This window comes from Chryseobacterium takakiae (genome assembly GCF_900129385.1).
Taxonomy (GTDB): Bacteria; Bacteroidota; Bacteroidia; order Flavobacteriales; family Weeksellaceae; genus Chryseobacterium; species Chryseobacterium takakiae.
Genome location: NZ_FQVO01000001.1, coordinates 570,014 through 592,413 on the forward strand (window position 1 = coordinate 570,014; position 22,400 = coordinate 592,413).

A 22,400-nucleotide genomic window follows, 5' to 3' on the forward strand; every position below is an offset into this window, starting at 1 on the left:
TTATTATATTGATCTGATTATTAGTTTAATTGATGTTATTTAAGAATGTAGGTCTGCTTTTCTTTTTGCACTTCCAGTCCAAGTATAAAAGCAAGCGCTTCAATATTTTCGTCTGTACTTCCGCCTGTAAAATCCGCGGTTATTTTCTTTTCTGCAAATTCTTTAGGATAGATGATACTGATACTGTAGTTTTTCTGAAGAACTTCTGCTACTTCCTTCAGCATGACGTCGTTAAAGCTCAATGAAAGTAAAGAAGGCAGTTTTTTGTATGATGTTTTTTCTGTTTTGTACGAAATAACCGCCGCAGTACGAGGAATCCCGAAGTTGGTCCATTTCTGATGAGGTTTCAGATAAGCAACCGGAGTACCCGCGTAAGAAACGGCAACTTTTCCTTCGTAAAGATCTACTGTTTTGCTGTCTCCGGTTTGTGTAATTTTAAAAACAGTTCCCAATACTTTTGTGCTAAAACCTTCAGCATGTACAATGAACGGATGTTTTTTTGATTTTGCCACCATGAAAACAGCATCTCCTTTCAGATCAACAACCCTGGTATCCTGCGGAAAAGACTTTTCTACCGTAAGCTGAGAACCGGGAAGCAATACGACAACTGAACCGTCTGCCAGCATTACTTTTCTATTGGCAGATTCTGCATAATATTTGTCCGCTTTAAAGAACGAATGATAGATCAACAAACCACCTATCGTAAAAAGCAGTATGATGGCAGCCGCTATGCGGAAAAAATATTTTTTAAACGGAGTTGAATGATGTGAAATATGTGTTGATACAAAATAAGGTTCTAAAGAGAACAGAACTCTTTCTCTTGATTCTCCGATATAATGTTCACCCAGATCTTTTTCCACACTGGTTTTCCATTGCTCTAAAAGTTCTTTTTCTTTCTCTGAAATTTTTTCTTCAGTAACTTCCCTTTCCCAAAGCCTGAAAACAAATGCCTGAATTTCTTTATACTGTAGGTTTTTCATAAATGCATGATCAACGTTTGCCGTTACATCTATAAAACAGCGAAAATGAAAAACTTCCCCAGCACGGATTTAACACTGTATTCATATTAGGATCAACTTGTTAACAATTTCCGGTGTTTTTTAATCATTTATAAAAATTCACTCATTATTCATGCTTCATTTTCAGAAATAATTAATATTACATTCCCCAAAGTTCACAAAAAGTTAATTTTCGTTTAGGTAATTTTGCATCAATGAATCAGACGGATCACATATTATTGAAAAAAATAAAAACAGGCGACCGGCCGGCTTTTATGATACTCTATGAAAGGTATTGGGATGATTTGTACCGCTTTGTTTTTGCACGAACCAAAGACAAGGAACTGGCAGAAGAATTGCTTCAAAATCTATGGATAAAAGTTCTGGAAGACACAGAAAACATACAGACCGACGGAAACGAAAGTGCAAAGGGATATTTCCTGAAACATCTTCATTACAGGGTAATTGATTTTTTCAACAGCAATAAAAAAGATAGAGCTACGATAAGCATTGACGAATCTGAAAACTCTGTAGATCTCACAGATGCAGAGTATTTTGAAATTCTTGACGAAAATGAAATTACCGATCTTTTTGCCATGATTGATGAGGTGGTTTCTATGCTGCCTGCAACAGAGCAGAAAGTGTATGATATGAGAATCCGCAAGAATATGTCGGTGGATGAAACTGCCGAAGCTTTAGGCTTAAGCAATAAAACAGTCAGCAACAAGCTGAGCAATGCTTTGGGTGAAATACGGGAACAGCTGAATCCCAAATACCAGTCTTCCAAGAAATTTATTTCCATCATGATCATGATCGAACTTCTGATGAAAAGCTAATAGAAAAATTACGAAACATTTTCCTTACTAACCTATTTAATGCATACCACATTTTATTTCAATCCGTTGTTGATTGGCAGTAAAGTTGTATGCTTTTATGCGCTATAAAGCAAAGTGTCTTTAAACATAAACAGCAGTTATCTTTTGATAAAATCTGCTGTTATTGAAACAGTACACTTAAAAATTTCTTTACAACATTCAAACATAAAATAATATGAAAGTACTATTTGTAGTTACTTCCCATGAGGAATTGGGAAATACAGGTAAAAAAACGGGATTCTGGGTAGAAGAATTTGCTGCTCCTTATTATCTGCTGAAAGATGCAGGATTCGACATCACTGTTGCAACCCCAAAAGGCGGACAGGCTCCTATTGACCCTAAAAGTGAGGATCCTGATGCACAGACCCCCGCTACAAAACGTTATTATCAGGATGAAGAAGTGCAAAATATCATTGCCAATACAGAAAAACTGATTGATCAGAAAGCGGCTGATTTTGATGCCGTTTTTTATCCGGGAGGCCACGGTCCGCTTTGGGATCTTGCTTATGATAAAGATTCTCAGCAATTGATCCTTGATTTTTATAATAACGAAAAACCTGTAGCAGCAGTTTGCCATGCTCCGGGCGTTTTCAAAGATATTGTCCTCGAAAACGGTGATCCTTTTGTTAAAAATAAAAACGTTACCGGTTTCTCAAACAGTGAAGAGGAAGCTGTTCAGCTGACGGATATTGTTCCTTTCCTGGTTGAAGATGAGCTTAAAAAATCGGGTGGAAATTACACAAGAACAGATGACTGGGGCGTACATGTGGTACAGGACGGATTATTAATCACCGGACAAAATCCGGCTTCTTCAGAAAGTGTTGCTGAAAAATTAATGGCTGTTCTGAAGAAATAGTTTGATTTTTATGAATACAAGAACTTCGGGGGCGGCCGTTTTCAACGGCCGCCCCCGAAGTTCTAATCAATAGTTTAAAATTACACCAATGAATACGATCACAAAAAATCTCATAAAAGGAGTTGCCATAGGATTGATAGCATCCTTCATAAAATCTCTTGCTGAACCGCCCCTTCAAAAAATAGGAGAAACACTACTTCCTCCTGAAGACGATGAACTAAAATTACGTGGCGCAGACGTAACCCGTCAGCCGGAAAATATGCCGCCGGCGGTTTTCGCTAAAGAGATGTACCGAAAAATAGCACACACAGAATTGTCATATTCCGGCACATTAAAATCCATGAAAATCATCCATTACACATTAGGAACATTGATTGGAGTAAGCTATATATTTATGACTGAGAAAAATAAAAATTTCACGGCAGGCGAAGGCATTGCAGCAGGAATTACAGTATGGGCTCTGACCCACGGTTCTACCGTTCCGGCTTTGAAGCTTCAGGAAAAGTTTCGGATATGCCGAAATCCTGGTGGGTTTGGGAATTCGGTTCGCATGTTGTTTTTGGCGTGTCAATGGAGCAGATGAGAAAAGTACTGCATTATTATTTTAGGTAAGCTTGCGAATAGTAACCGTACTCTGAATTTAAAGTTTAAAACAATTTACTTTTCTAACAAATTAACAGAAGCCTGTACTCTCCCGGATTTTCCTGCGGAGCTCTGTGAATGCAGGGTAAAACGCTTTGTCCAGGATGATCTACTGCAAGTCTCCACAGATTTCCATTCCCTAAATTAACCGGTTTTGCATTTTCCTTTGCGGCATAATGAAGGTCAAAAAAGTTATCTTTTAAAAAGTTTTCAAATTCTTCATCGGAGCCGTCATGCAGTTTTTTAAGCTTTTCCCGGATTTCAGGAATGAGAATTTTCTGCGTGCACTGATCATTCGCGACAATTTCACTGGCGGCACCATAATAGGTGCATAAAAAGGTAGAGGTTTCTATTGGAGAGCGGTCTGCATGATAGGAATAAACATCGGTGGATATAAAATCAAATTCATCATCCCGTTCATAACTTTTTAATAAATTAAGGGACGGCGCTGCTCCATAATCTGACAGCAACCTGATGTCATTTATGATAGCTTGTCTTGCTGCATTTCCTTTTTCAGAGAGATCCAGCTCCAAGAGATCATCGATAAAAACTTCCGTAATATTTTCTTTCAGTGTAAGTTTGGAAACAATTTCCTGAAAATCGCCTTCAAGATTTCTTTTCCAGCAAACAGCATTCATATTCCCATGAAAGTTAGTTTCCACCAGTTCTGAAAATGAAGAAGCCAGACCTATATCATGATTTTCCGAAAATGTATCCATAAATAAATTCACCTTTCAAACGTATGCAAAAGTAGGTACTTTAGATCTACTTTACCAAGAGATATTCTGCTATTCAATTTTTAATACCCATTCAAATACATTTTAAATACCACAAATGGGTTTTACGATGCAAATTAGTATACAATTTGCAATAGTCATAAAAAAACAATGACTCACCATTACAGCTTTTCCATATTGGTTTTATCGGCTTTTTTAATTTCTTTCACCTGTAGTGCACAGGAACACACAAAAAAATATACATTATTTAATCCTGTTCCGAAATCGCAAATGCGGGAGATGGAAACCGACCGTCCGGACGTCACAGAATCACCTTACACTGTGGATGCTGGGCATATTCAATATGAAACAGATGCCGTACGATTCACAAGATAAGAATCTGATTTAACGAAAACAAAAACCTTACTGATCAACCAGGGGAATATAAAGATTGGAATTACCGGATCAACCGCTGTACAGATCGGTTTTCAGAGCTATGGTTTACAAAAGGAAACTGAAAAAAGTTCCGGAGATATTTCTAAAACACATGGTTTTGGCGATATTACTTTACGGATAAAACAGAATATTACAGGGAATAATAAAGGAACTTTTGTGATGGCATTACTGCCCTATGCTAAAATTCCATCGTCACAGTATGATGATGAGAGCCGGTTTGAATACGGACTGATTGTCCCCATGCTTTATAAATTTGCAGGAGACTGGAATTTAGGTTTTCAGGTGGAAGTAGACCGGCTGAAAGATCAGGATCTTCCCGAAATGCATACCGAAATTTTACAGACACTTACCATAAGTCACCCGCTGACTAAAAATCTTGACGGAATCGCAGAAACCTATTACACGTACGATTTTAAAGCACACGAGTTTTCAAACTATATTAATGCAGCCCTTCAAATGGAGGTTATGAAAAATTTTAAAATTGATGCGGGGCTTAATTATGGATTACAGCACCATTCGGAAAAACATTATTTTGTTGGTTTCTCCTATATGCACTAGATTGCTGATGTAAAGGATAAGCCTCAATCCGTTCGGATTGAGGCTTATTTACTGCTTGTTTTAAGCTATATTTTACTTATGCTATGCAATACTTCTTATTCTAATCTCATCATTAAGGTTCAACAATATTAAACCAAGCATCAAAATTATCAATATGCTCAATAAATTTGATAAAAGCTTCTGCATTTCCTTCAACTTTTATTTTCCCGTTTTTAATGTATTCATTGACTTTGGCGTTATTTCCGGCAGTCAGTATCGCCAGATCATTCCTGCTTATGGCAACGGTTGCAGTGACATCGTTAGTAAGGAAGCTGCCGATTCTTGGTGTTACCATTCCGTTTCTTACGATAAGTCCTACTTTTTCATTTTTATCGGTCAGTGAAATATTAAAGTTAAATTGGTCTGTATAATATTCGGTTCCTTTGTAGCGCATCGCCAGATAATCAAAGAACAATTCGGAAGACATTCCGTTGATCATATCCTTGCTGGCTGTTCCTCCGCGTGCGGCCATTTTTTTACCGTTTCTGAGCTCTGATGCTCCTGTGATGTAGAAATTGCGCCATGGCCCTGATTCCGCCATGTAACCTAACTGTTCATACGCATCTGCCAGCAGTTCTTTGGCTTTCTGATTTTTGCTGCCGGAAAAAACAACATGCTTTAAAACCTCGGCAACCCATCGGTATTCTCCTTTGTCATAGGATTTTTTTGCCTGCTGCAGAACGTTATCTTCTCCGCCCATAAATTCTACATATTTAGCCCCTGCTTCAGCCGGAGGCAGCGGATTTAAATTGGAAGGATTGCCATCAAACCAACCGAAATACAACTGATACTGTGCTTTTACATCATGACTTACCGAACCGTAATACCCGCGGTTATAAAACTTCTTATCAATCGCTTCGGGAAGCTTTAGCATTTCAGCAATTTCGGTAGGATTATACCCCTGATTGGCAAGCCTTAAGGTCTGATCATGAATAAACCTGTACATATCCCGCTGGTTTTCCCAGAAGGTAACGATATTGCTGTTTCCCCACACCGGCCAGTGGTGAGAGCCAAAAGAAACCTCTACTTTGTCCCCGAATTTCTGAATACTTTTATCAATATAGCTGCTCCATTTTAAACCGTTTCTCACCTGCGCACCTCTTAATGTGTAGAGGTTATGAAGCGTATGTGAAATGTTTTCAGCCTGGCAAAAAGCTTTAAATTCAGGAAAATAAAACATCATCTCCGCCGGGGCCTCCGATTCCGGGGTGTAAATAAATTCTATGGTAACGCCGTCAATTACTCTGGTTTCACCGTCTTGTTTTGAAATAATATCCGTTGGTTCCAGAATTCCTGTGCTTCCTTTGGCAGTGGTGGTTCCTAACCCCGATCCCAGACTTCCCATTCCATTTTTAGGCAAAAGATTTCCGTACATATAGGCCGCTCTCCTGCTCATGGCATTTCCGCCCATTACATTTTCACTGATGGAATGTTCAAAAAAACCGTCGGGAGCATACACTTTGATCGCTCCGCTTTTAATATCTTTTTCATTAATAAAGGCCCTCATTCCCCCGAAATGATCAATGTGGCTGTGTGTAAGCAGGACAGCTTTTACAGGGAAATCACCCACATGTTTTTTCACCAGATCCATTCCAGCCAAAGCGGTTTCTTCCACGGTGAGCGGATCAATAACAATCCATCCCGTTTTTCCTTTTATAAGGGTCATGTTGGCAAGATCAAATCCCCTGATCTGGTAGATATTTTCTGCTACTTTAAAAAGACCGTTGATGGCATTCAGCCCGCTTTGCCTCCATAAGCTTGGGTTTGTGGTTGATGGTGCTTCTGCATTCAGGAAATCAAAGATTTTGGTACTGTAGGAAACGTTTCCGTTGGCATCTTTAATTTCTCCCGTGGGAAGAGAGGCTATTAATCCTTTTTTTGCATTTTCGAAATCGGTATTGTCACTGAAAGGCAAATAATCTTTTAAAGCATTATTGCTTTTCTGAGTGTAGCTGCTTGCAGGTTTGCCATCTGCAGCTGCCCTGTTCTGAGCTTTATATAGCGAAATATTGCTGATCAGTACAGATGTACCGAGCAAAAGAGTGGAAACTGTTTTCATAATTTAAAAATATTTTGTTGAGGTGTTGTTTACTTTTTGTCCTTTAGTTCCTGAAGGGTTTTGTCGATTCCTCCTCCAAATACATAAGAGTATTTAAGGGCATAAATAGAACCGTTTGGCGAATTTTCGTCTCCCGCTGCATTGGTAATAAAGCTTACCCCGATTTTATGATGAACACTTGGTGAGTAATTCATGGAGCCACCTAAACCCAGAACTGTCTGAGAATCATTTTGTGCAATGCCATTCTTTTTGGTCTCACCTCCCGTTCTTCCCGCCGCATCAAAGGAAACCCATATTTTATCATTGATATTATAAACGCTATGAAACGTAAGGCTATAAAAAGGTTTCTGCGAAACAGAAGATGCGGGCTGTCCCAAAACCGTGGACGGAAGTTTATTATTAGTCGTAAAAAACTTGGCCGCTGCGTACACTTCTATATCAAATTTACTTACGGGAATACTGACCGCCAACTCAGGCTTGAACTGCCATCGGTTTCCGGAGGGATTCAGCAGCTTTTCACTTGAAAAACTTCCTGTAGGAGCAGTTGTTGCAAGAGACCAGGCGAAAACGGTTTCTTTTGGGGTTTGCAGATATTCTCCAAATGCCATTGGTTTTCCGCCGATAATATTGGAGCCGATTACAAAGATCATATCTCCCAATCCTGAGTTGTTAGCTTTGGTTCCGAAAAAATTGGCATTGATATCTACATACGGCAATACAACCTGTATACCGGCTGTTTTGTTAAAAAAATTGAAGAAGGTGGCGTACCGCAGATACATAATGGTAGCATCAATATCCACATCTTTATTCGGTAAGGTGATATCTCCGTCAATGGTTGAATTGGTAGACTGCCTTCCGTAAGAAAACTGGAGCATATTCATCCCTAACGGATAATTCTGATAAATTTTTGCCTCGGTAGCCTGCTGAGCAAATGCCTGGTTGGTAAAAAACAAAGCAAAAACTGAAAACGTTAAAGTTTTAACTTTCATAATATTTTATTTGTGTGGTATACATAAAGGTAATGAAAGTTTTAAAAATTAAAAAATTATTTAAAATAAATCATTATTAATATAGATTTATTATAGATTTAATAAAGCTGTATTTATTTTTGATACTATTATAAGCATTTTAAAAGAACCAATTGCATACAATTTGCTCATTCTGTACAAACAAACCAAATACAAAATATTATGCAGTTTATTGATTTTAAAAAAGAGCACTTCACAAAAGATGAGGATACGCACGATTTCGTAATTGATATTTCGAAAGATGAAATTGGATTCGGGGAAATAAGGGTACAGGAAAGAAAAGATGATGAGATTTATGATGACGCAGATTACGAAATCGAAGATAATTTTGACACGGTTACCATAAAAATGAAAAAGCCGGCAGACATCAGGGTTAATTTTTAGAATGCACAAATGCTCCGAAGAAACTCCGGAGCATTTTCAAAACTAATAAACATGAAAAACAACTATTTTATATTACATTTTATAAAACCCGGGGATCTGCCTTAGATTTTATTCTGACAGATAGGGAACCCCCGGGCATTCATCATTGTGTTTTATTTTCTAGTTCCCTCACTTTGGTTTTCCAGACAAGAAAGAAATTGAGGATTTTGATACATTTAAAAATGATAACAAAAGCGATCAGTGAAATCAGGCAGGTGTAAATGGAAAAGTTTTCCAGAAAGATGTACTGCAGGGCAAATATGAAAATATTCATCACCACAAAAAGCCCGGTAATTTTTTTATGCGATATTCCCAGCTGCAAAAGATAATGATGAATGTGGGACTTATCGGCCTTGAATGGTGATTTGCCCCGCAATACACGGTCTGCATATACTCTCACGGAATCAATCATCGGAATGGTAAACACGAAAAACAGGAAAAACAGTCCATAAGGGAAGCCGGACACAGCATGATCAAATTTCGTGATATAAATTCCTATCGATACCAAAAAATAACCTAAGAACAACGATCCGGAATTTCCCAGGAAAACCTTTTTCTTTCCTGAAAAATTGTATCTGAGAAAGGCAGCAATACCTCCTATGAATAACATAACCAGTTTCATCAGACCATAATTCTTCGTGATAATGGTAATTGCTAAAAGCAGGATGAAACCAATTCCGGCCACACTTCCGGCCAGCCCGTCTATTCCATCGATGAGGTTGAAGGCATTTACTGCCGCTGCAATCACCAGAACCGTAATGATGTACTGGGCATAAACATTAATTTCATAAATCCCGAAGAACCCGTACAATGAAGTGATTCTTACTCCTGAAGAAGCGATAATAATGCTTACACAAATCTGGATTCCCAGTTTGTAAATGGCTTTAATATCTGTTTTGTCATCAAGTGTTCCCACCAGCAGCATCACATAAGACGTAATGATGACCGGTAAAATTTCTTTTAAATCTTTCATGCTGGTCAATCCGCCAAGCAAAGCTACGATAATACCTATCGCTAAACCGCCGATAAGCGGAATGGCTTCCTGATGCACCTTTCTGGCGTTGGGAATATCAACTAATTTTAACTTTTGGGCAACTACCGTCATCAATGGAATAATGCAGATTGACAACGTAAAAGCAAGCAGGCCGTACACTGTAAGTTCTGTATAATTTTTCATAATGGTTTGTTTTTAAATCCTGCTTTTAGCATTGTTAAATAACTGAATATTCTGCAAATGGTTCACATTATATTTTGCGAGCACTTCCTGATCCAGCTTTGAAATTTCCGGATAAACATCGTTCTTTTTCGTCACTGAAAAACTCTCCTGAATGACCTGGCTGTACTTTTCGGCAACGGTTTTCCAGACATACTTGTTTTTAGCAATTTTTTTCATTTTCAAAGAACAATTTTTAAGATCATTCTTGGTAAGGGTTTTCAGCAGGATTTTCAGCTCTTCTTCGTTAGAAAAATAGAAAGCCTGGTCTCCTGTGGTGGTCCTGTTATAAGAAACGCCGTAGCTGATCACCGGCAGTCCCAAAAACATCGCTTCCACGAGAGAAGGATTGGTTCCTCCTGCCGAATGCCCGTGAATATACAATGAAGCATTACCCCGGATAATATCTAATGTATGCTGATCATAAATGGGATCGAGAATACTGATATTTTCAAAAACAGAAAATGTACGTTTCAGGTCTTTTCCGTAAGGACTGTTTTCCCAATTTCCTACTACCACAAGGTGATGTTCCGGATTTTCACTAAAAACTTTTAAAATTGTTGAAACATTATTTTCGGGTTCTATTCGGCATACCTTTACTGCGTAAGATTTTGATAAAAAAGGATATGTTATCAGGTCCTGCTCCGAAGGGAAAACATTTAATTTTGTATGATCTGCACCATATTCAATAACCCTGCTGATGGTTTCATACCGTAAAGATGTATAATCCTGAATCGATTCATTATCCGAAATATCAATATGGGAATATTTTACGGCCAGATTTTCTGCCCACCACAGGTACAGTTTAGCAGCCAGAGGCCATTTATCTCTTTTCCATTCAATTCCGTCAATAGAAATGATTATTTTTTTATTGGTAAACAATCTTACAAAAGGCAGAAGCCATGCTCCCGCAACTCCCAGAATAAGCAGGACATCACTGCAACGCAAGGCATGGAGAATAGACCAGCTGTCGTAGAATATGCTCTGAATTCCGTTTGCTTCCAGCGGAATATATTTAAGCCTGCTGCCTTTCCAACTTTCTTTTCTTTCTTCTCTGCTGTATTTTTTTGATGAACAGTACACAGTAAAATCATAGGTATCGGAAAGCTCTTCTACAAGATGTGCCGTAAGGGTTTCGAATCCGCCGTATCTTGCAGGAAGCCCCACAGTTCCGATAATGGCTACTTTAGTTTTCATACGTTTATATTTTTCTTATAAAAGCAATACTATTGGTATTCCAAATTTAATTTTAATTATAAAAAACTGAATTTCAATCATTTAATTTGAAACAATACAATACCACAATTCCAGAATCCGGAAAAACGACCATTAAATGGAAAGCATCCGCACACAGGTTTCTTCAAAATAAGCTTCTGAAAACTCAAGGCTTTTTTGATAGGCGGATTCGCTGAACGATTTGTATACATCTTCATTGCACATCAGGTAATGAATTTTTCCGGACAGCTCATAGACATCTGCGGAATTGATAAGAAAACCGTTTTTATTTTCGTTTACCAGTTCCGTAATTCCTCCCACCGGCGGAACGATTGCCGGAAGCCGGTAGCGCATTCCTTCCAGAATTGTTAACCCGAACGTTTCTACCCATTCATCCGGTCGGGAAAGATTGACAATAATGCTTGCTTCCCGGTAAAAAGAATGGGTATCAATTTGGGTTGGATACAATTTAAGATGATCCGGTAAAATTTTTCCTTTAAAATAAGCATCAATCTCTTGCTGTGAAGCATTCAGCACCAGCTTAAAAATATAAGTTCTGTTTATTTCTGCAAGTTTTACAAATTCATCCACCCCTTTGTAAGACTTTAAAGAACAGATCATCAGAACAATAGGTTCCTTACCCCGAATAGTATAGGATCGATCTGCCTTTTCAGCAAACTCGCGTTCCAGAACGTTATAAAGAAGTACCTGATTTTTAACCAGCGGCTCCTTTTTCATGAGATAATCTGAAACAAAAACCCCTTTTGAAGCCGTTAATCTTGCAATTCCGAATAGAAAATTTTTAAAGATTTCAGGTTTTACGGAAGTTTCATGAATATGATAAATTATTCTGCAGCCCCGCAACTTACCTGAAACGGCGGCTCCAAAAGGAAGCACGGTATTAATGTAGATAGTATCATCCCTTCTCAGGAATACCAGAAGCTTGATCATAAGAAAAAGCTGGCTGATAAAAAAGTTACAGATTCTTATCAGCGGGTTCTGAGAAAACCGGTACCAAATCAGATGGCGGGTTACTTTAGGCAAATCGGATAAAAAGCCTTTGCTCCCGCCGGAAGTAAATAAGTGAGCTTCGATATTTTTTCCTGTCCAGGTTTTTAAAAGCTGCATTAATACCTTCGGGCTTCCGCTATAATCGTTTAATAAATGTATGGCTACAATTCTGTTCATCTTACATACGGTTATAAATTTCATTGAGGTGTTCTCCCCTTTTTTCCCAGGAAAATTTCTCAACATATTGTTTCCTGGCCCCTGCGCTTAGTTTTTTTCTGAGAGGTTTATCCAAATACAGCCTTACCAAAGCAAGACTCAGTTCTTCCAGTGTTTTTTTGTAATTCTGCTTCGGAACGGTAATTCCGCAGGAATTATTGATGAATTCTCCGGGACCTTCGTTTTGCAGGCAAATCACCGGCAAACCGAAACAAAGCGCTTCCGGTACAACCATTCCGGCACCTTCGTGTGAAGGAAAAAGAAATACCGAAGCGCTGTCATATAGTTTCATTAATTCTTTTCTTTCGATCCATTCTTTAATTTCGATAAAATCATTCATGCCGCTGCGTTCAATCAGGCTTTCGTAGAGTACTTTCTGTTCTCCTGCTCCTACAAGGATCAGTTTGCATTCAGCTTTATCTTTTTCAGGAAGCTGACTGATAAATTCTATAAATGAGCGTATCGTTAAATCAAAACCTTTTAAAGGCACAAATCTTCCCACGCTTATTACCGTAAATCCGGATTTAGGACTAATTTTTTCATTTTTGTTAAAATCTTCCGTTGCGACTGAAGGATACAGCGAATAGGAATTTCCGGTAAGGTTCAGCTTTTTAGGAACACTGGTATTCATGCACCAGATGTGGCCGGAATGTTTGATGGTGTTTTTTAATGAAGATGAAAATTTCCAGAAAAGATTTTTCACAATCCACGTCAGCCTGTCTTTTATAAAATGAGTCCTGGAGTACATATTTAAGTATTGAGCAGGAATCAGCGGATGATGCCCTACCGGTCCCCAAACCATTGGCTTATGAAGCTTCCAGAGGAAACTTGGTGTCCAGTCGTTATGGAAATTCACATTGTGGGTAATATCAAATTCCAGCTTCTGTTTTTTGATGAAAGAAACAATGCCTTTCTGCCAGAGATAATAATACAGCAATGCTCCCCTGCTTCCTTTTTTCCAGAACCTCATCCAGTACGGAAGGTCGAAATAGAGGAATGTAATATTTCTGTAAATGCCGTTCGGATGTTCTGAAATATATTTTTCGATGTGTGTTCTGTTGTTTTCGCGAGTAATGGCGATCACTTTTCGGAATCTGGCAATCTGGCAGATAAAATTCCAGCCCATCGCATCTTCGGAACCTTTATACGGATTTACGGCATAGCAGCTCGCCAATATAGTCTGATTCGTTTTCATTGTTTCTTGTTTTTATGAGTTTTGCAGGAACGCCTGCGATGATACTGTTTTTCGGGAATGATTTTGTGATGACGCTTCCTGCTGCGAGAATGCTACCGTCTCCTATTTCCACACCGTCCAGAATGGTAACCTTGCTTCCGATCCAGCAGTTTTTTCCTATTTTAATCCCTTTCCGGCTCACTCCCTGATGCCGGATGGAAATATCAGGATTTTCATAATTGTGATTTTCAGGATGACAGCTTAAGTATTGCCCTGCAATGCATTCATCACCAATTTCCAGTCCGCCCGCGCCACCGAGATAGGCAAATTCTCCGATACCGACATTATTTCCTATTTTTATTTTTTCACCCGTATTATTCAGAGAAGTGGAAACAATAATCCGGCTGAAAGCCCCGATGGAAACGTTATTGCCAAACTCCACGCCTTTTCTTCCCAACGCAGAAACATAAACGTCATTTCCCAATCTTAAGAACTGTCCCCATTGTATTTTGGATGGGTTAAAAAAGCCTACTCTTTTTCCCAGCAGCATCCCTTTCGGATTCTTTAGAAAGAGCATAACTTTTAATCCGCGAAGCATGCTGCAAGCCTGAATCCAAATTATCTGTATCACCGCACCGGAATTCAGTCCGGGATCCACCGTGAAATCAGGGTTTCTCAATTTTACAATTTTCTCGATCAATACTTTCATTTTGTGGAGATTATGCTGTTCATGATGATGTCGAGAGTGTCATTCAGATTATTATTTTCAATGGCAATGTATTTTGCATTGTTATTGTGCTTTCCTAATTTCGAAAACAATTTATTATACTCTGTATTGAGATAAGATATCGACTGATAAGAAAGTTCTTCTTTTCTGCTGAGGATTTTCTCCGGCGACGCATACAGGAAGAAGTTGAATTTCGGTTTCATCAGGAAAAAATACCCGCTTTCGGCAACCGATTTAGGAAGGTTGATATTGCTTCTTCGTGCATCGGCCATGAAATCAAAATAATACCTGTCGTACAAAACGATCTTACCGCGCATCACATATTTCAGATAGATGATAAACTGCCCAATGATGTAATCGGTATAGTAATAGCAGAATCTTGCGAAAGAAGACAAGCTATTATTGTTGCTTCCCTGTCTCGGCAATGAATTGACCACATCGAGGTGCGCTTTTTCCTTTCCTTTTACCCAAACACTGAGAATCGGTAATAAAGATGGTCTGTGTCTTAAAATTTTCACCGGTCTGCGGTACCGTTTTTCAATCAGATTTGAAATTTCAGAAATGACTGTTGATTTTCCGGCACCGTCAACACCGCTGAAGGTCATGACAAATCCTTTTTCTGAGAATGTGTCATTGATATATGTAAATGTGTTTTTTAAAAATGATAACCTTTGCTTCGTACGCCTTTTCAGTTGATTGATATGTTCTGAGATTTTTATCAGTTTATGTTCAGGAATATTTTTTTCTGTAAAATCTTTGTACCGTTCCGGTACCTCGCTTCCGTTGAGGGTATAGAAATAATGCAGGTATTTCGCTGTATCGGTATCGCAGGAAGTTTTAACCCCGAATTCATTTACCAAAGCTCTTTTGATCATTTTATCCACGTTCATAAATTCCAATCCTTTCCATTGGATTTTCATGATGAGATCAAGATTAAGAATCTGCTTATCATTCGTAATAATCCTTATTCTGTACATAAATGATGTTTTTGAGACGGCAACTCTTTCTGCAAGGCTGTTTCTTTTGAGAAATCGAATTAAATTTTCCGCATCCCGGGAAGACATCAGCATATCGATATCAGAATCGAGGCTTAGTTTTTCGGGTTCCTGACTGTGAAATTTTAATGCTGCATAAGGAATATTGTGAAGGCTGTCAAAAATATCCATAATCAGCAACTCTCTTTCCGTATAAGAATCTTTTGCGAAATAATTCAGTGCATCTGTCCAGGTCTGGAGCAACCAGTGGATCTGAAGATGCCATTCTTTCTGTTCAGAATATATTTTGAGGTATGCTAATATGTTGGTTAACAGGTAAAATTTCAGGTGATGGTATAATTCCCCTTCATTAAAATGAAAGGCCAGCCGGTTCTTTTGTTTAATTTCGTTCAGAATAGATTTCCACGGTTTTTTATCAACTAAAATTCCGTTTTGGATGATGAAATGAAAGAAATCAAACCCTTTTGGTTTTTCGCATGAAGCCAGTTCCCAATCATAAACCGATAAAGAATTGTAGTAGACAAAACAATTCCATGGCGTGAAGTCACCGTGAGAAAAAGAAAGAGTAACAGATTGTGTTTCATCAATTTTCCCAAGTATTTCATTTAATTTTCTGATTAAATTCGGCGGTATTCTTTCATCATGTATAGTCTTTAAATCTTTTTTCAGCATCTGAAAATATCCCCAGTCTGCGATGGAGCAGCGGCGCTGATATTTGTTTGTTATTCCCTGTACTGTTTTAGCGTGAATTCTTCCAAAGGAATTACGCCGTTGACCATTTATTGAAACATCTTCGGTCTGCAAAATGCTTCCGTTGTGCAAAATGGTTTTCGGAACGGAATACAAACGGCTGGAAGAGGCAAAGCGTACATTGGCAAGTTCATTGATCAACAGGTCTTTTGCGGTTTCCGTGCAGGCGATTTTGTAAAAACTTCCTGCTGTATACAAAAGTGCTTTATTATTCGGGCCGGGCGTTCCGGTGAATATTGCCCACCCGGATTTGATATTAAAAACCGGCTTTCCTTCCACCTTATAATATAAAGTCTCTTTTTCAAAGATGAGGTTTTGCAATCCAAGTTCAAAGACAAGTTTTACCGCCATTGCATACAGTCTTGCCTTAAAAGAAGAAGCATTATAGAATTTTAAAAACAAGGGCTTTTTTGATTTTGAATTCCAAAACCAGCGTAATGAACCATCCGAATTTCTGATGTAAGAAAAAGATATTTTTAAACTTCCAGGCTGTTCTGTAGTGTACAATTTATATCCTGTGTTATTAAATAAAGTCTTCATAATTCTTGCTTTTATTTAAACGATATAAATACGCTGCCAAAAATATAAAATACTGATTTTCAATTATTTAAATCAATAAAAACCGATACCGTTTTTCCATATTCTGGAATAAAGTCTAATTTTTAAACTTCATTTCAACCATAAGATCCGGTCTTTTCTTTTGAAGAATTATTCTCTGAAGTCTTGTAAGATGATTGTTATTGCGGAATGCAATTGAGAAAATAATAATTTGGTAAAACAATATCCCGTAATTACTTTCACCAAAGATGCCGAATTCGGTGAAAGAATTAATGATGATAGGTATCAGAATCCCGATCAGCATAAGCTTCAGTTCCTTCTGTGCGGAAAGTATGGATTTAACGGTGAAGAACACCTGAAAAAGGACAATGGTAAAACCGATAAAACCGAGGTTCATCAATACCTGCATGAAAGTATTGTGCGTCATTTTCCCAGGATAGGTATGCGCACTCTGAAAGAATTCTTTATAGTCAATCCTCATAAAACCAAAGCCTAAAAGCGGTTCTCGCGGCAATCCTTCTGAGATCAGGGCCTGCCAGAAAGGCAGTCTTCCGGTAAGGCTCATTACTTCTTCCAGCCTGGACTGGTCTCCGCCTTTCAGGATTACTGTGTAAACGGCAAATGGTGCTATTGCCATAACGACAGCAATAATTCCGAACTTCAGTCCTTTCCGTTTGGTTTGGTTGACATGAAAAAATATGATCAACAGGACACCGATAAGCGAAGACCTTGAACCCGTCATGTATAATGCATATAATATAATGACAATTTTGATGATGGTCCAGACTTTATTTTTAAACCTATAAAGATCGAAAATCAGGCAGGCACAGCCTACTCCGGCAAGCATTCCCAGCTCATTGGGATTCATTAAAGTTCCCCCCAGGCGGGCTTCTTCCCCACCGTCGGTAAGGCGGAAAAAGACATCCGGATTCGTCCACATCCCGATTACAAAAACCAGCTGAAGTACGAAAACCGTATTTCCTAAAAGATGGTACAGCCGTATTGAATGGCCTTCAAAATATACATCAAGTATTGCTAAACTCTTCACAAAAAAATAGGCAAAAACAAAACTCTGAAAAGTCATGAACCACTGCAAAGCACTGAATCCCGGATTGGTACTCCAGGAGAATGATACAAATCCTAAAAAGAGATAGGCCATATATAAAACCGGTGAAAAAATATTTTTATACACCAGAGAATTGACACCTCCGTAAGAAATAATTCTATAGTAGACCATTATGGATGAAATCATGACTCCCATTCTACCGACAACTTTTATCGCTCTCGTAATGGCTACATTTTCGCTCCATGTAAAAAAACAAGCCACCATAAGCAGCAGAATGATAAAAAGCTGATTGTTGATCTTTTTGAGAAAACGCTGATGTTCGGAAGCCAGGATTTGCATTTTAGAAGGTGTATAATTTTTTGTTCATTTCACGGAGAACGGTGTTCCAGTCGAAGGCCTCATCCACCATTTTCAGGGCATTATCGCTCATTCTTTGATATTCAGAATTATTTTTCTGCCAGATATCGTGTAATGTAATTAAAGCATCGGTAAGTAGTTTTGTATCAGGATACGCTATGCAAATTCCTGCATGATATTGTTTGATAAGATGCCCCACATTGGTATTTTTTGTCACGATACACGGTTTCCCGAAAGCGGCCGCTTCAACCACAGACACCGGAAGGCCTTCATTTCTTGAAGGATGCAGGAAAACGTCCATTTTCCTGATCAGGTCATTTTTTTCTTCTCCGAATTTACTTCCCAGAAGTTGTACTTTTTGTTGCAGATTATATTGAATAATCATCTGATGAAACTTTTCTTTTTCAGTACCGTCTCCTATAATCCACAGTTTCGATTCCGGATATTGCTTTGAAAATGCGGCAAAACTTTCCATCAAAAGATCCAGTCCTTTTGTGTACATATCAAGTCTGCCTACAAAACCGAAAATGATGTCTTTTTTAGAAGAAATTGCATTAAGATCCGATTGTATTTTTTCAAATCCGTAATGAATTAAAACCGTTTTATCAGTACGGTAGAGCGTTTGAAGCCCTTCAATTTCACTTTCTCCGATACAGTGAATTTTTTCGGCATTGGTAATGACTTCTTTTTCAAACCATCCGAAGTAGAGCTTTTTAATAAATCTGCTTTTTTTCATCGCAATTTCGTTATAGGAACCATGCGGTGTGATCAAATATCTGCGGTTATTTTTCTTTAAAAAACGGCTTAATGAAGAGAATACGGGAATCCATCCGCCATGAATATGGAATATGGTATCTTTTCCGCTTTGAAGGATTTCTTTTTTTAAATTTTCCGGAATTGAAAAAGGATTTCTCCTTCTTTTAAAAATTTTTGTCGTAAATATTCTTTCAGGATAATTGATTTCCGTGTTTTCCGAAATTCCCCAAACTTCTACATTCATCTTATTTAATGCCTGTTTTGAAGCAAAGTTGAAAACGACTTTGTTCACGCCGTTCATTTTTTCAGGGTTTGCTTTTCCTAATATAAGATGTACTATGTCCATAGTGAAAGCTTTTTTTTGTTGAGAAGAATTTTCCAGTAAGCAATCATCAGCAGTTGGTTCATGGCAAGTCCGCCAACCGCTCCGTATAATCCTCCGAATTGTAATAAAAAGTGAAAGCTCATTAAAGAAAACACAAACGAAATGCAGTATCCGGTAAAAAATGCCTTATTTTGTTCCAAAACCCTGATCGAAATCCGTGTCGGGTAACTGTAAATAATCAAAAGATACAGAACCGAAACAAGCTTTATGACAAATCCATATTCGCGGTATTTTTCACCACCGAGCAAAGCAATAAGCGGTTGGGAAAAGATGAAAAATAATCCGATAATTATTCCCAGGACCGTTATCCATTGTCTCATATTTTTAAACAGTTTTTTTCTTGCTGATTCCTGATCCTCGTAGTATAGCTTTGCCGTTTTGGGAATATAATAATTCTCAACCGTCTGCAATAAAACGTTGATGACTCCAAAAAGAGACTGCACCAGGCGTAGTGCTCCCAAAGCGCTGATCCCTAAATATATTCCGGCAGCAAGCGTAAAAAAATTGGATGAAAACCATTGTAAAAATGATGCACTTACCAGCCATTTTCCGGCATTCCAGTGATACTTCCAGAGCGCGGAATTTTTAATGTTTAAATCCGAATTCCTGATGATATACCAGATTGCCGGCAGAGAAGCAATACAATTGACTAATCCAATAATCAATAAACTTTTATCAAGCGAAAGATTTTCCTGAATAATCATTAAAGGAAAAACAAGAATAAAAATGCTGTCCATGAAAAGCACAAGCTGAACATGGTCCATTATTAGCAAAACTTTTCTCAAAAAATCCTGCAAAATGTACGCTGACACGAAAATGATAATTGAAAGAATATGATCCTGAAAAATTATTAACCTGGAAAACGGTAAAAATGCAGACGAAAACATCAGCAGAGCAAAAATCAATATCAAAAGCAGTGTAGCCTGAAATACAAACCCCAGGGATTTTTTTCCGAATTCTTTTGCCGCGAGAATCTGAAATGGCTGTACGATAAGCGCATTACAAACCGAGACCAAAAGATACGTTACTAAAAGAACCGTTGAGAAAAAACCAAAATCAGAAATGCTTAACTTTCTGGCCAGAAGAAATGCCAGCAGAAAATTAGATCCGCTGAATATTATCTGGTCAGTCAGGACAAGAAAAGGATGTCTTTGTACGATTTTAAAAATGTTGTTCATGATCTGAATTTTTTCAGCATCTTCATCATTGTGGTGATCAGGCTTGGGTTGTATCCTTGTTTGTTTAGGACAAACCATAGATTATCAAGCTGGTATTCATCTTTCAGGAGTTCTATATTCATGATATTTCGTGCGGCAGTTTTTCGGCTGTCCAGCAGGAAAATATTCCGGTCGGCAAACTTCAGGAACAAAAGCGGAAGCTTTCCTTTTTTAACAGCCTGATTATTAATGACACAGAGATCCTTATCTCCCATATTCCGGCGGATGATCTCTTCCATTTCGTGAGCGGTATGCTGAAGATTCTCTTCTGCTGAAAAATTGATGTAATGATCCCCGATTTTATTTTTCAATGTTCCGGCAACATCCACTACCAATATTTTCCTGGATTGTGCTTTTAAAGCCTTTATCATCTGTTCTGCATGGAAAGCATGCTGCGCGGCATCGTCATAAGAAGTAAGACAGATGATATTTTTTTCTTTAAGCATTCCTTTGAGATCCATCTCCAGAATATTTTCAAGGAAATGATGTAGTACCTGGTTTTTATCTTTGATATACGGCGTAGCAAATGCAACAGGGATGGCGCTGTTTTTTTCGATGGTATAAATATCATTTACCTTGGCTTTGGCAAAATGAACTCCATAAATCAATATGATGGAACCGATCATCCCGACAATAGCAGCAACAATAATGATGATGGAACGCATGGGCGAAACCGGATGTTCCGGAAGCTCTCCTCTGGTAATGATTTTATGGAAAGAAATCTTGGCAGATTTGGCGATTTCCGCATCTATCCTTTTTTCGTTGAGAAAGTTATAGTTTTTTTCATACAGGTTGAATTCCCGGTTCATGATGTTGAGCAGCTTTTCTTTTTCCGGCAAGCCTACAAAAGCCTGTTCGGCAACGTTGATATCGCGGTTCAGGTCATTATATTTGATCTGGAGATTATTCTGTGTGTTTTTAATGCTTTCGATCTGGTAATCGGTAAGATCTTTTATTTTAGCATCAATGGTTTTTACTTTTTCATGTTCAGGAGTATAGGTAAGAAGAAGTTCTTTCTTTTCAGCCTGCAACTGTTTGATATTTTTGATCATTTCCGTGGAAAGAAGATCGTTGAATGCTTCAAAATTCGTGGCCAGATCAGGAAAATTATCTTTTCCTTTTTCGACATAGCTGTTGAGATTTTTTATGGCATCAAGGTTCATCTTAATATTGCTTTTCTGAATTTTCAGCTGTGCAATCTTCCTGAGATCTGTTTCGGTTTCCTGCGGAATGTTGATAATATTTTCCTTTTCCCTGTAATTTTCGATTCGGTTTTCGGCACTGGCAAGTTTATTATTAGCCTCACCGATTTCACCTTTAAGAAAATCTACGGTGGTATTGGCCGCGCGGTATTTGTTTTCGATATAGTCCTGAATATAAGTTTCAGCCAGCGTATTCACAAAAAGTGAGGCCTTTTCCGGTACATTGCTTTTAAAATTGATCCTGATAACGGGAACATCTTTATCAACCGAAACGATGTCCAGATCTTTATTGATTTTATCTAAAAGTTTTTCCCTGCTCAGAAATTCAAATTCATATTGATCGATAATTTTTGCGTCCCGTTTTCCCGACAAATATTCTTCATTTTTTGAAATGAGTATTTTTCCGCCTTTGATGTTTACCGGATTATTAAAAGTTCCTTTTATTTCTTTTGATGAATCCGGTACCAATAAAGTATATTGATTTTGGGAATTGACAATAAGCTGGAATTTTTTATCATAGTTTTTTTTATCATTAAAAGTTGCTTCTACCTTAATGGGGGAATCGTTGAATAATTCTACGGAACGAACTTTCCCTTTCCGGTATATTTCCGTTGAAAAAGGTAATTTTCCGAGTGTTTTTTCAATTAAAGAAGTTGATTTAAGGACTTCAATTTCAGTGCTGATTTTATTGGGCGAAGCAAAGACATCAAAATCTTTAAAAAGATTGGCACTGGGAACCCCTTCCTGGGTGTCTGCCAGTTTCAGTTTTGCCGTACTTTCGTACATCGGGGTAACGTAGTTCAGGTATTTTTTTGCACCCAGAACGGAAATCACCATCACGGCAATTACAATGGGAAGACCTCTTAACAGAGGTTTTAGAAATCTTACATTCTCGTTGTTCATGGTAA

The 22,400-nt window shown here is 38.1% G+C and carries 20 protein-coding genes; 6 read left to right on the forward strand and 14 right to left on the reverse strand.

Annotated features, from left to right (window positions below; genetic code table 11):
• Positions 1-35: 35 nt before the first annotated feature.
• Entirely contained in the window at positions 36-980 is a 945-nt protein-coding gene (locus BUA76_RS02510) for a FecR family protein (RefSeq protein WP_072883235.1), read from the reverse strand.
• A gap of 233 nt (positions 981-1,213) precedes the next feature.
• Between BUA76_RS02510 and BUA76_RS02515 the strand changes: the two genes are divergently transcribed.
• From BUA76_RS02515 to BUA76_RS02525, 3 genes are all read left to right on the forward strand, one after another.
• A complete protein-coding gene (locus BUA76_RS02515) occupies positions 1,214-1,834 on the forward strand; it encodes an RNA polymerase sigma factor (RefSeq protein WP_072883236.1) in 621 nt (206 codons plus the stop codon).
• A 214-nt stretch (positions 1,835-2,048) separates the two neighbouring features.
• A complete protein-coding gene (locus tag BUA76_RS02520; RefSeq protein ID WP_072883237.1) occupies positions 2,049-2,729 on the forward strand; it encodes a type 1 glutamine amidotransferase domain-containing protein in 681 nt (226 codons plus the stop codon).
• An 88-nt stretch (positions 2,730-2,817) separates the two neighbouring features.
• On the forward strand, positions 2,818-3,312 hold the full coding sequence (locus BUA76_RS02525; protein WP_072883238.1) for a DUF1440 domain-containing protein: 495 nt from the start codon (positions 2,818-2,820) through the stop codon (positions 3,310-3,312).
• A gap of 82 nt (positions 3,313-3,394) precedes the next feature.
• On the opposite strand, the gene BUA76_RS02530 is transcribed toward BUA76_RS02525, so the two are convergent.
• Positions 3,395-4,090 (reverse strand): DUF1826 domain-containing protein, encoded by a 696-nt coding sequence (locus BUA76_RS02530; protein WP_072883239.1) that lies wholly within the window; start codon positions 4,088-4,090, stop codon positions 3,395-3,397.
• 168 nt (positions 4,091-4,258) lie between these two features.
• Here BUA76_RS02530 and BUA76_RS19340 point away from each other — a divergent pair, with 168 nt between their 5' ends.
• Complete coding sequence (locus BUA76_RS19340) at positions 4,259-4,483, forward strand: hypothetical protein (RefSeq protein WP_072883240.1); 225 nt, start codon at positions 4,259-4,261, stop codon at positions 4,481-4,483.
• An 84-nt stretch (positions 4,484-4,567) separates the two neighbouring features.
• A complete protein-coding gene (locus tag BUA76_RS19345; RefSeq protein WP_228408450.1) occupies positions 4,568-5,101 on the forward strand; it encodes a transporter in 534 nt (177 codons plus the stop codon).
• A gap of 112 nt (positions 5,102-5,213) precedes the next feature.
• Here BUA76_RS19345 and BUA76_RS02545 read toward each other — a convergent pair whose 3' ends face one another.
• Together BUA76_RS02545 and BUA76_RS02550 are read right to left on the reverse strand one after the other, a co-directional pair.
• On the reverse strand, positions 5,214-7,199 hold the full coding sequence (locus tag BUA76_RS02545; protein WP_072883242.1) for an alkyl/aryl-sulfatase: 1,986 nt from the start codon (positions 7,197-7,199) through the stop codon (positions 5,214-5,216).
• Between the two features lie 29 nt (positions 7,200-7,228).
• Positions 7,229-8,188, reverse strand: a complete 960-nt coding sequence (locus BUA76_RS02550; protein WP_072883243.1) for a transporter — start codon at positions 8,186-8,188, stop codon at positions 7,229-7,231.
• 201 nt (positions 8,189-8,389) lie between these two features.
• On the opposite strand from BUA76_RS02550, the gene BUA76_RS02555 reads away from it, so the two are divergent.
• On the forward strand, positions 8,390-8,611 hold the full coding sequence (locus tag BUA76_RS02555; protein WP_072883244.1) for a hypothetical protein: 222 nt from the start codon (positions 8,390-8,392) through the stop codon (positions 8,609-8,611).
• A 142-nt stretch (positions 8,612-8,753) separates the two neighbouring features.
• Here BUA76_RS02555 and BUA76_RS02560 read toward each other — a convergent pair whose 3' ends face one another.
• The 10 genes from BUA76_RS02560 to BUA76_RS02605 all read right to left on the reverse strand — a co-directional run bounded on the left by BUA76_RS02560 (position 8,754) and on the right by BUA76_RS02605 (position 22,395).
• Entirely contained in the window at positions 8,754-9,827 is a 1,074-nt protein-coding gene (locus BUA76_RS02560) for a glycosyltransferase family 4 protein (protein ID WP_072883245.1), read from the reverse strand.
• Positions 9,828-9,839: 12 nt separating this feature from the next.
• Complete coding sequence (locus BUA76_RS02565) at positions 9,840-11,060, reverse strand: DUF1972 domain-containing protein (RefSeq protein ID WP_072883246.1); 1,221 nt, start codon at positions 11,058-11,060, stop codon at positions 9,840-9,842.
• A gap of 132 nt (positions 11,061-11,192) precedes the next feature.
• The gene (locus BUA76_RS02570) at positions 11,193-12,266 is read right to left on the reverse strand and encodes a glycosyltransferase family 4 protein (RefSeq protein WP_072883378.1); all 1,074 of its coding nucleotides are present in this window, start codon (positions 12,264-12,266) and stop codon (positions 11,193-11,195) included.
• Between the two features lies 1 nt (position 12,267).
• Complete coding sequence (locus BUA76_RS02575; protein WP_072883247.1) at positions 12,268-13,500, reverse strand: glycosyltransferase family 4 protein; 1,233 nt, start codon at positions 13,498-13,500, stop codon at positions 12,268-12,270.
• Positions 13,448-14,188: an acyltransferase gene (locus tag BUA76_RS02580; protein WP_072883248.1), complete on the reverse strand. Its 741-nt coding sequence runs from the start codon at positions 14,186-14,188 to the stop codon at positions 13,448-13,450. The genes BUA76_RS02575 and BUA76_RS02580 overlap by 53 nt, the downstream gene beginning before the upstream one ends.
• Positions 14,185-16,491, reverse strand: a complete 2,307-nt coding sequence (locus BUA76_RS02585) for a hypothetical protein (RefSeq protein ID WP_072883249.1) — start codon at positions 16,489-16,491, stop codon at positions 14,185-14,187. Before BUA76_RS02585 ends, BUA76_RS02580 begins: the two co-directional genes overlap by 4 nt.
• A gap of 115 nt (positions 16,492-16,606) precedes the next feature.
• Positions 16,607-17,914, reverse strand: coding sequence for an O-antigen ligase family protein (locus BUA76_RS02590; RefSeq protein WP_072883250.1), 1,308 nt, complete (start codon positions 17,912-17,914; stop codon positions 16,607-16,609).
• A 1-nt stretch (position 17,915) separates the two neighbouring features.
• The gene (locus BUA76_RS02595) at positions 17,916-19,034 is read right to left on the reverse strand and encodes a glycosyltransferase family 4 protein (RefSeq protein WP_072883251.1); all 1,119 of its coding nucleotides are present in this window, start codon (positions 19,032-19,034) and stop codon (positions 17,916-17,918) included.
• The gene (locus tag BUA76_RS02600; protein WP_072883252.1) at positions 19,025-20,251 is read right to left on the reverse strand and encodes a lipopolysaccharide biosynthesis protein; all 1,227 of its coding nucleotides are present in this window, start codon (positions 20,249-20,251) and stop codon (positions 19,025-19,027) included. The genes BUA76_RS02595 and BUA76_RS02600 overlap by 10 nt, the downstream gene beginning before the upstream one ends.
• A complete protein-coding gene (locus BUA76_RS02605; protein WP_072883253.1) occupies positions 20,248-22,395 on the reverse strand; it encodes a GumC family protein in 2,148 nt (715 codons plus the stop codon). Before BUA76_RS02605 ends, BUA76_RS02600 begins: the two co-directional genes overlap by 4 nt.
• Positions 22,396-22,400 lie beyond the last annotated feature (5 nt).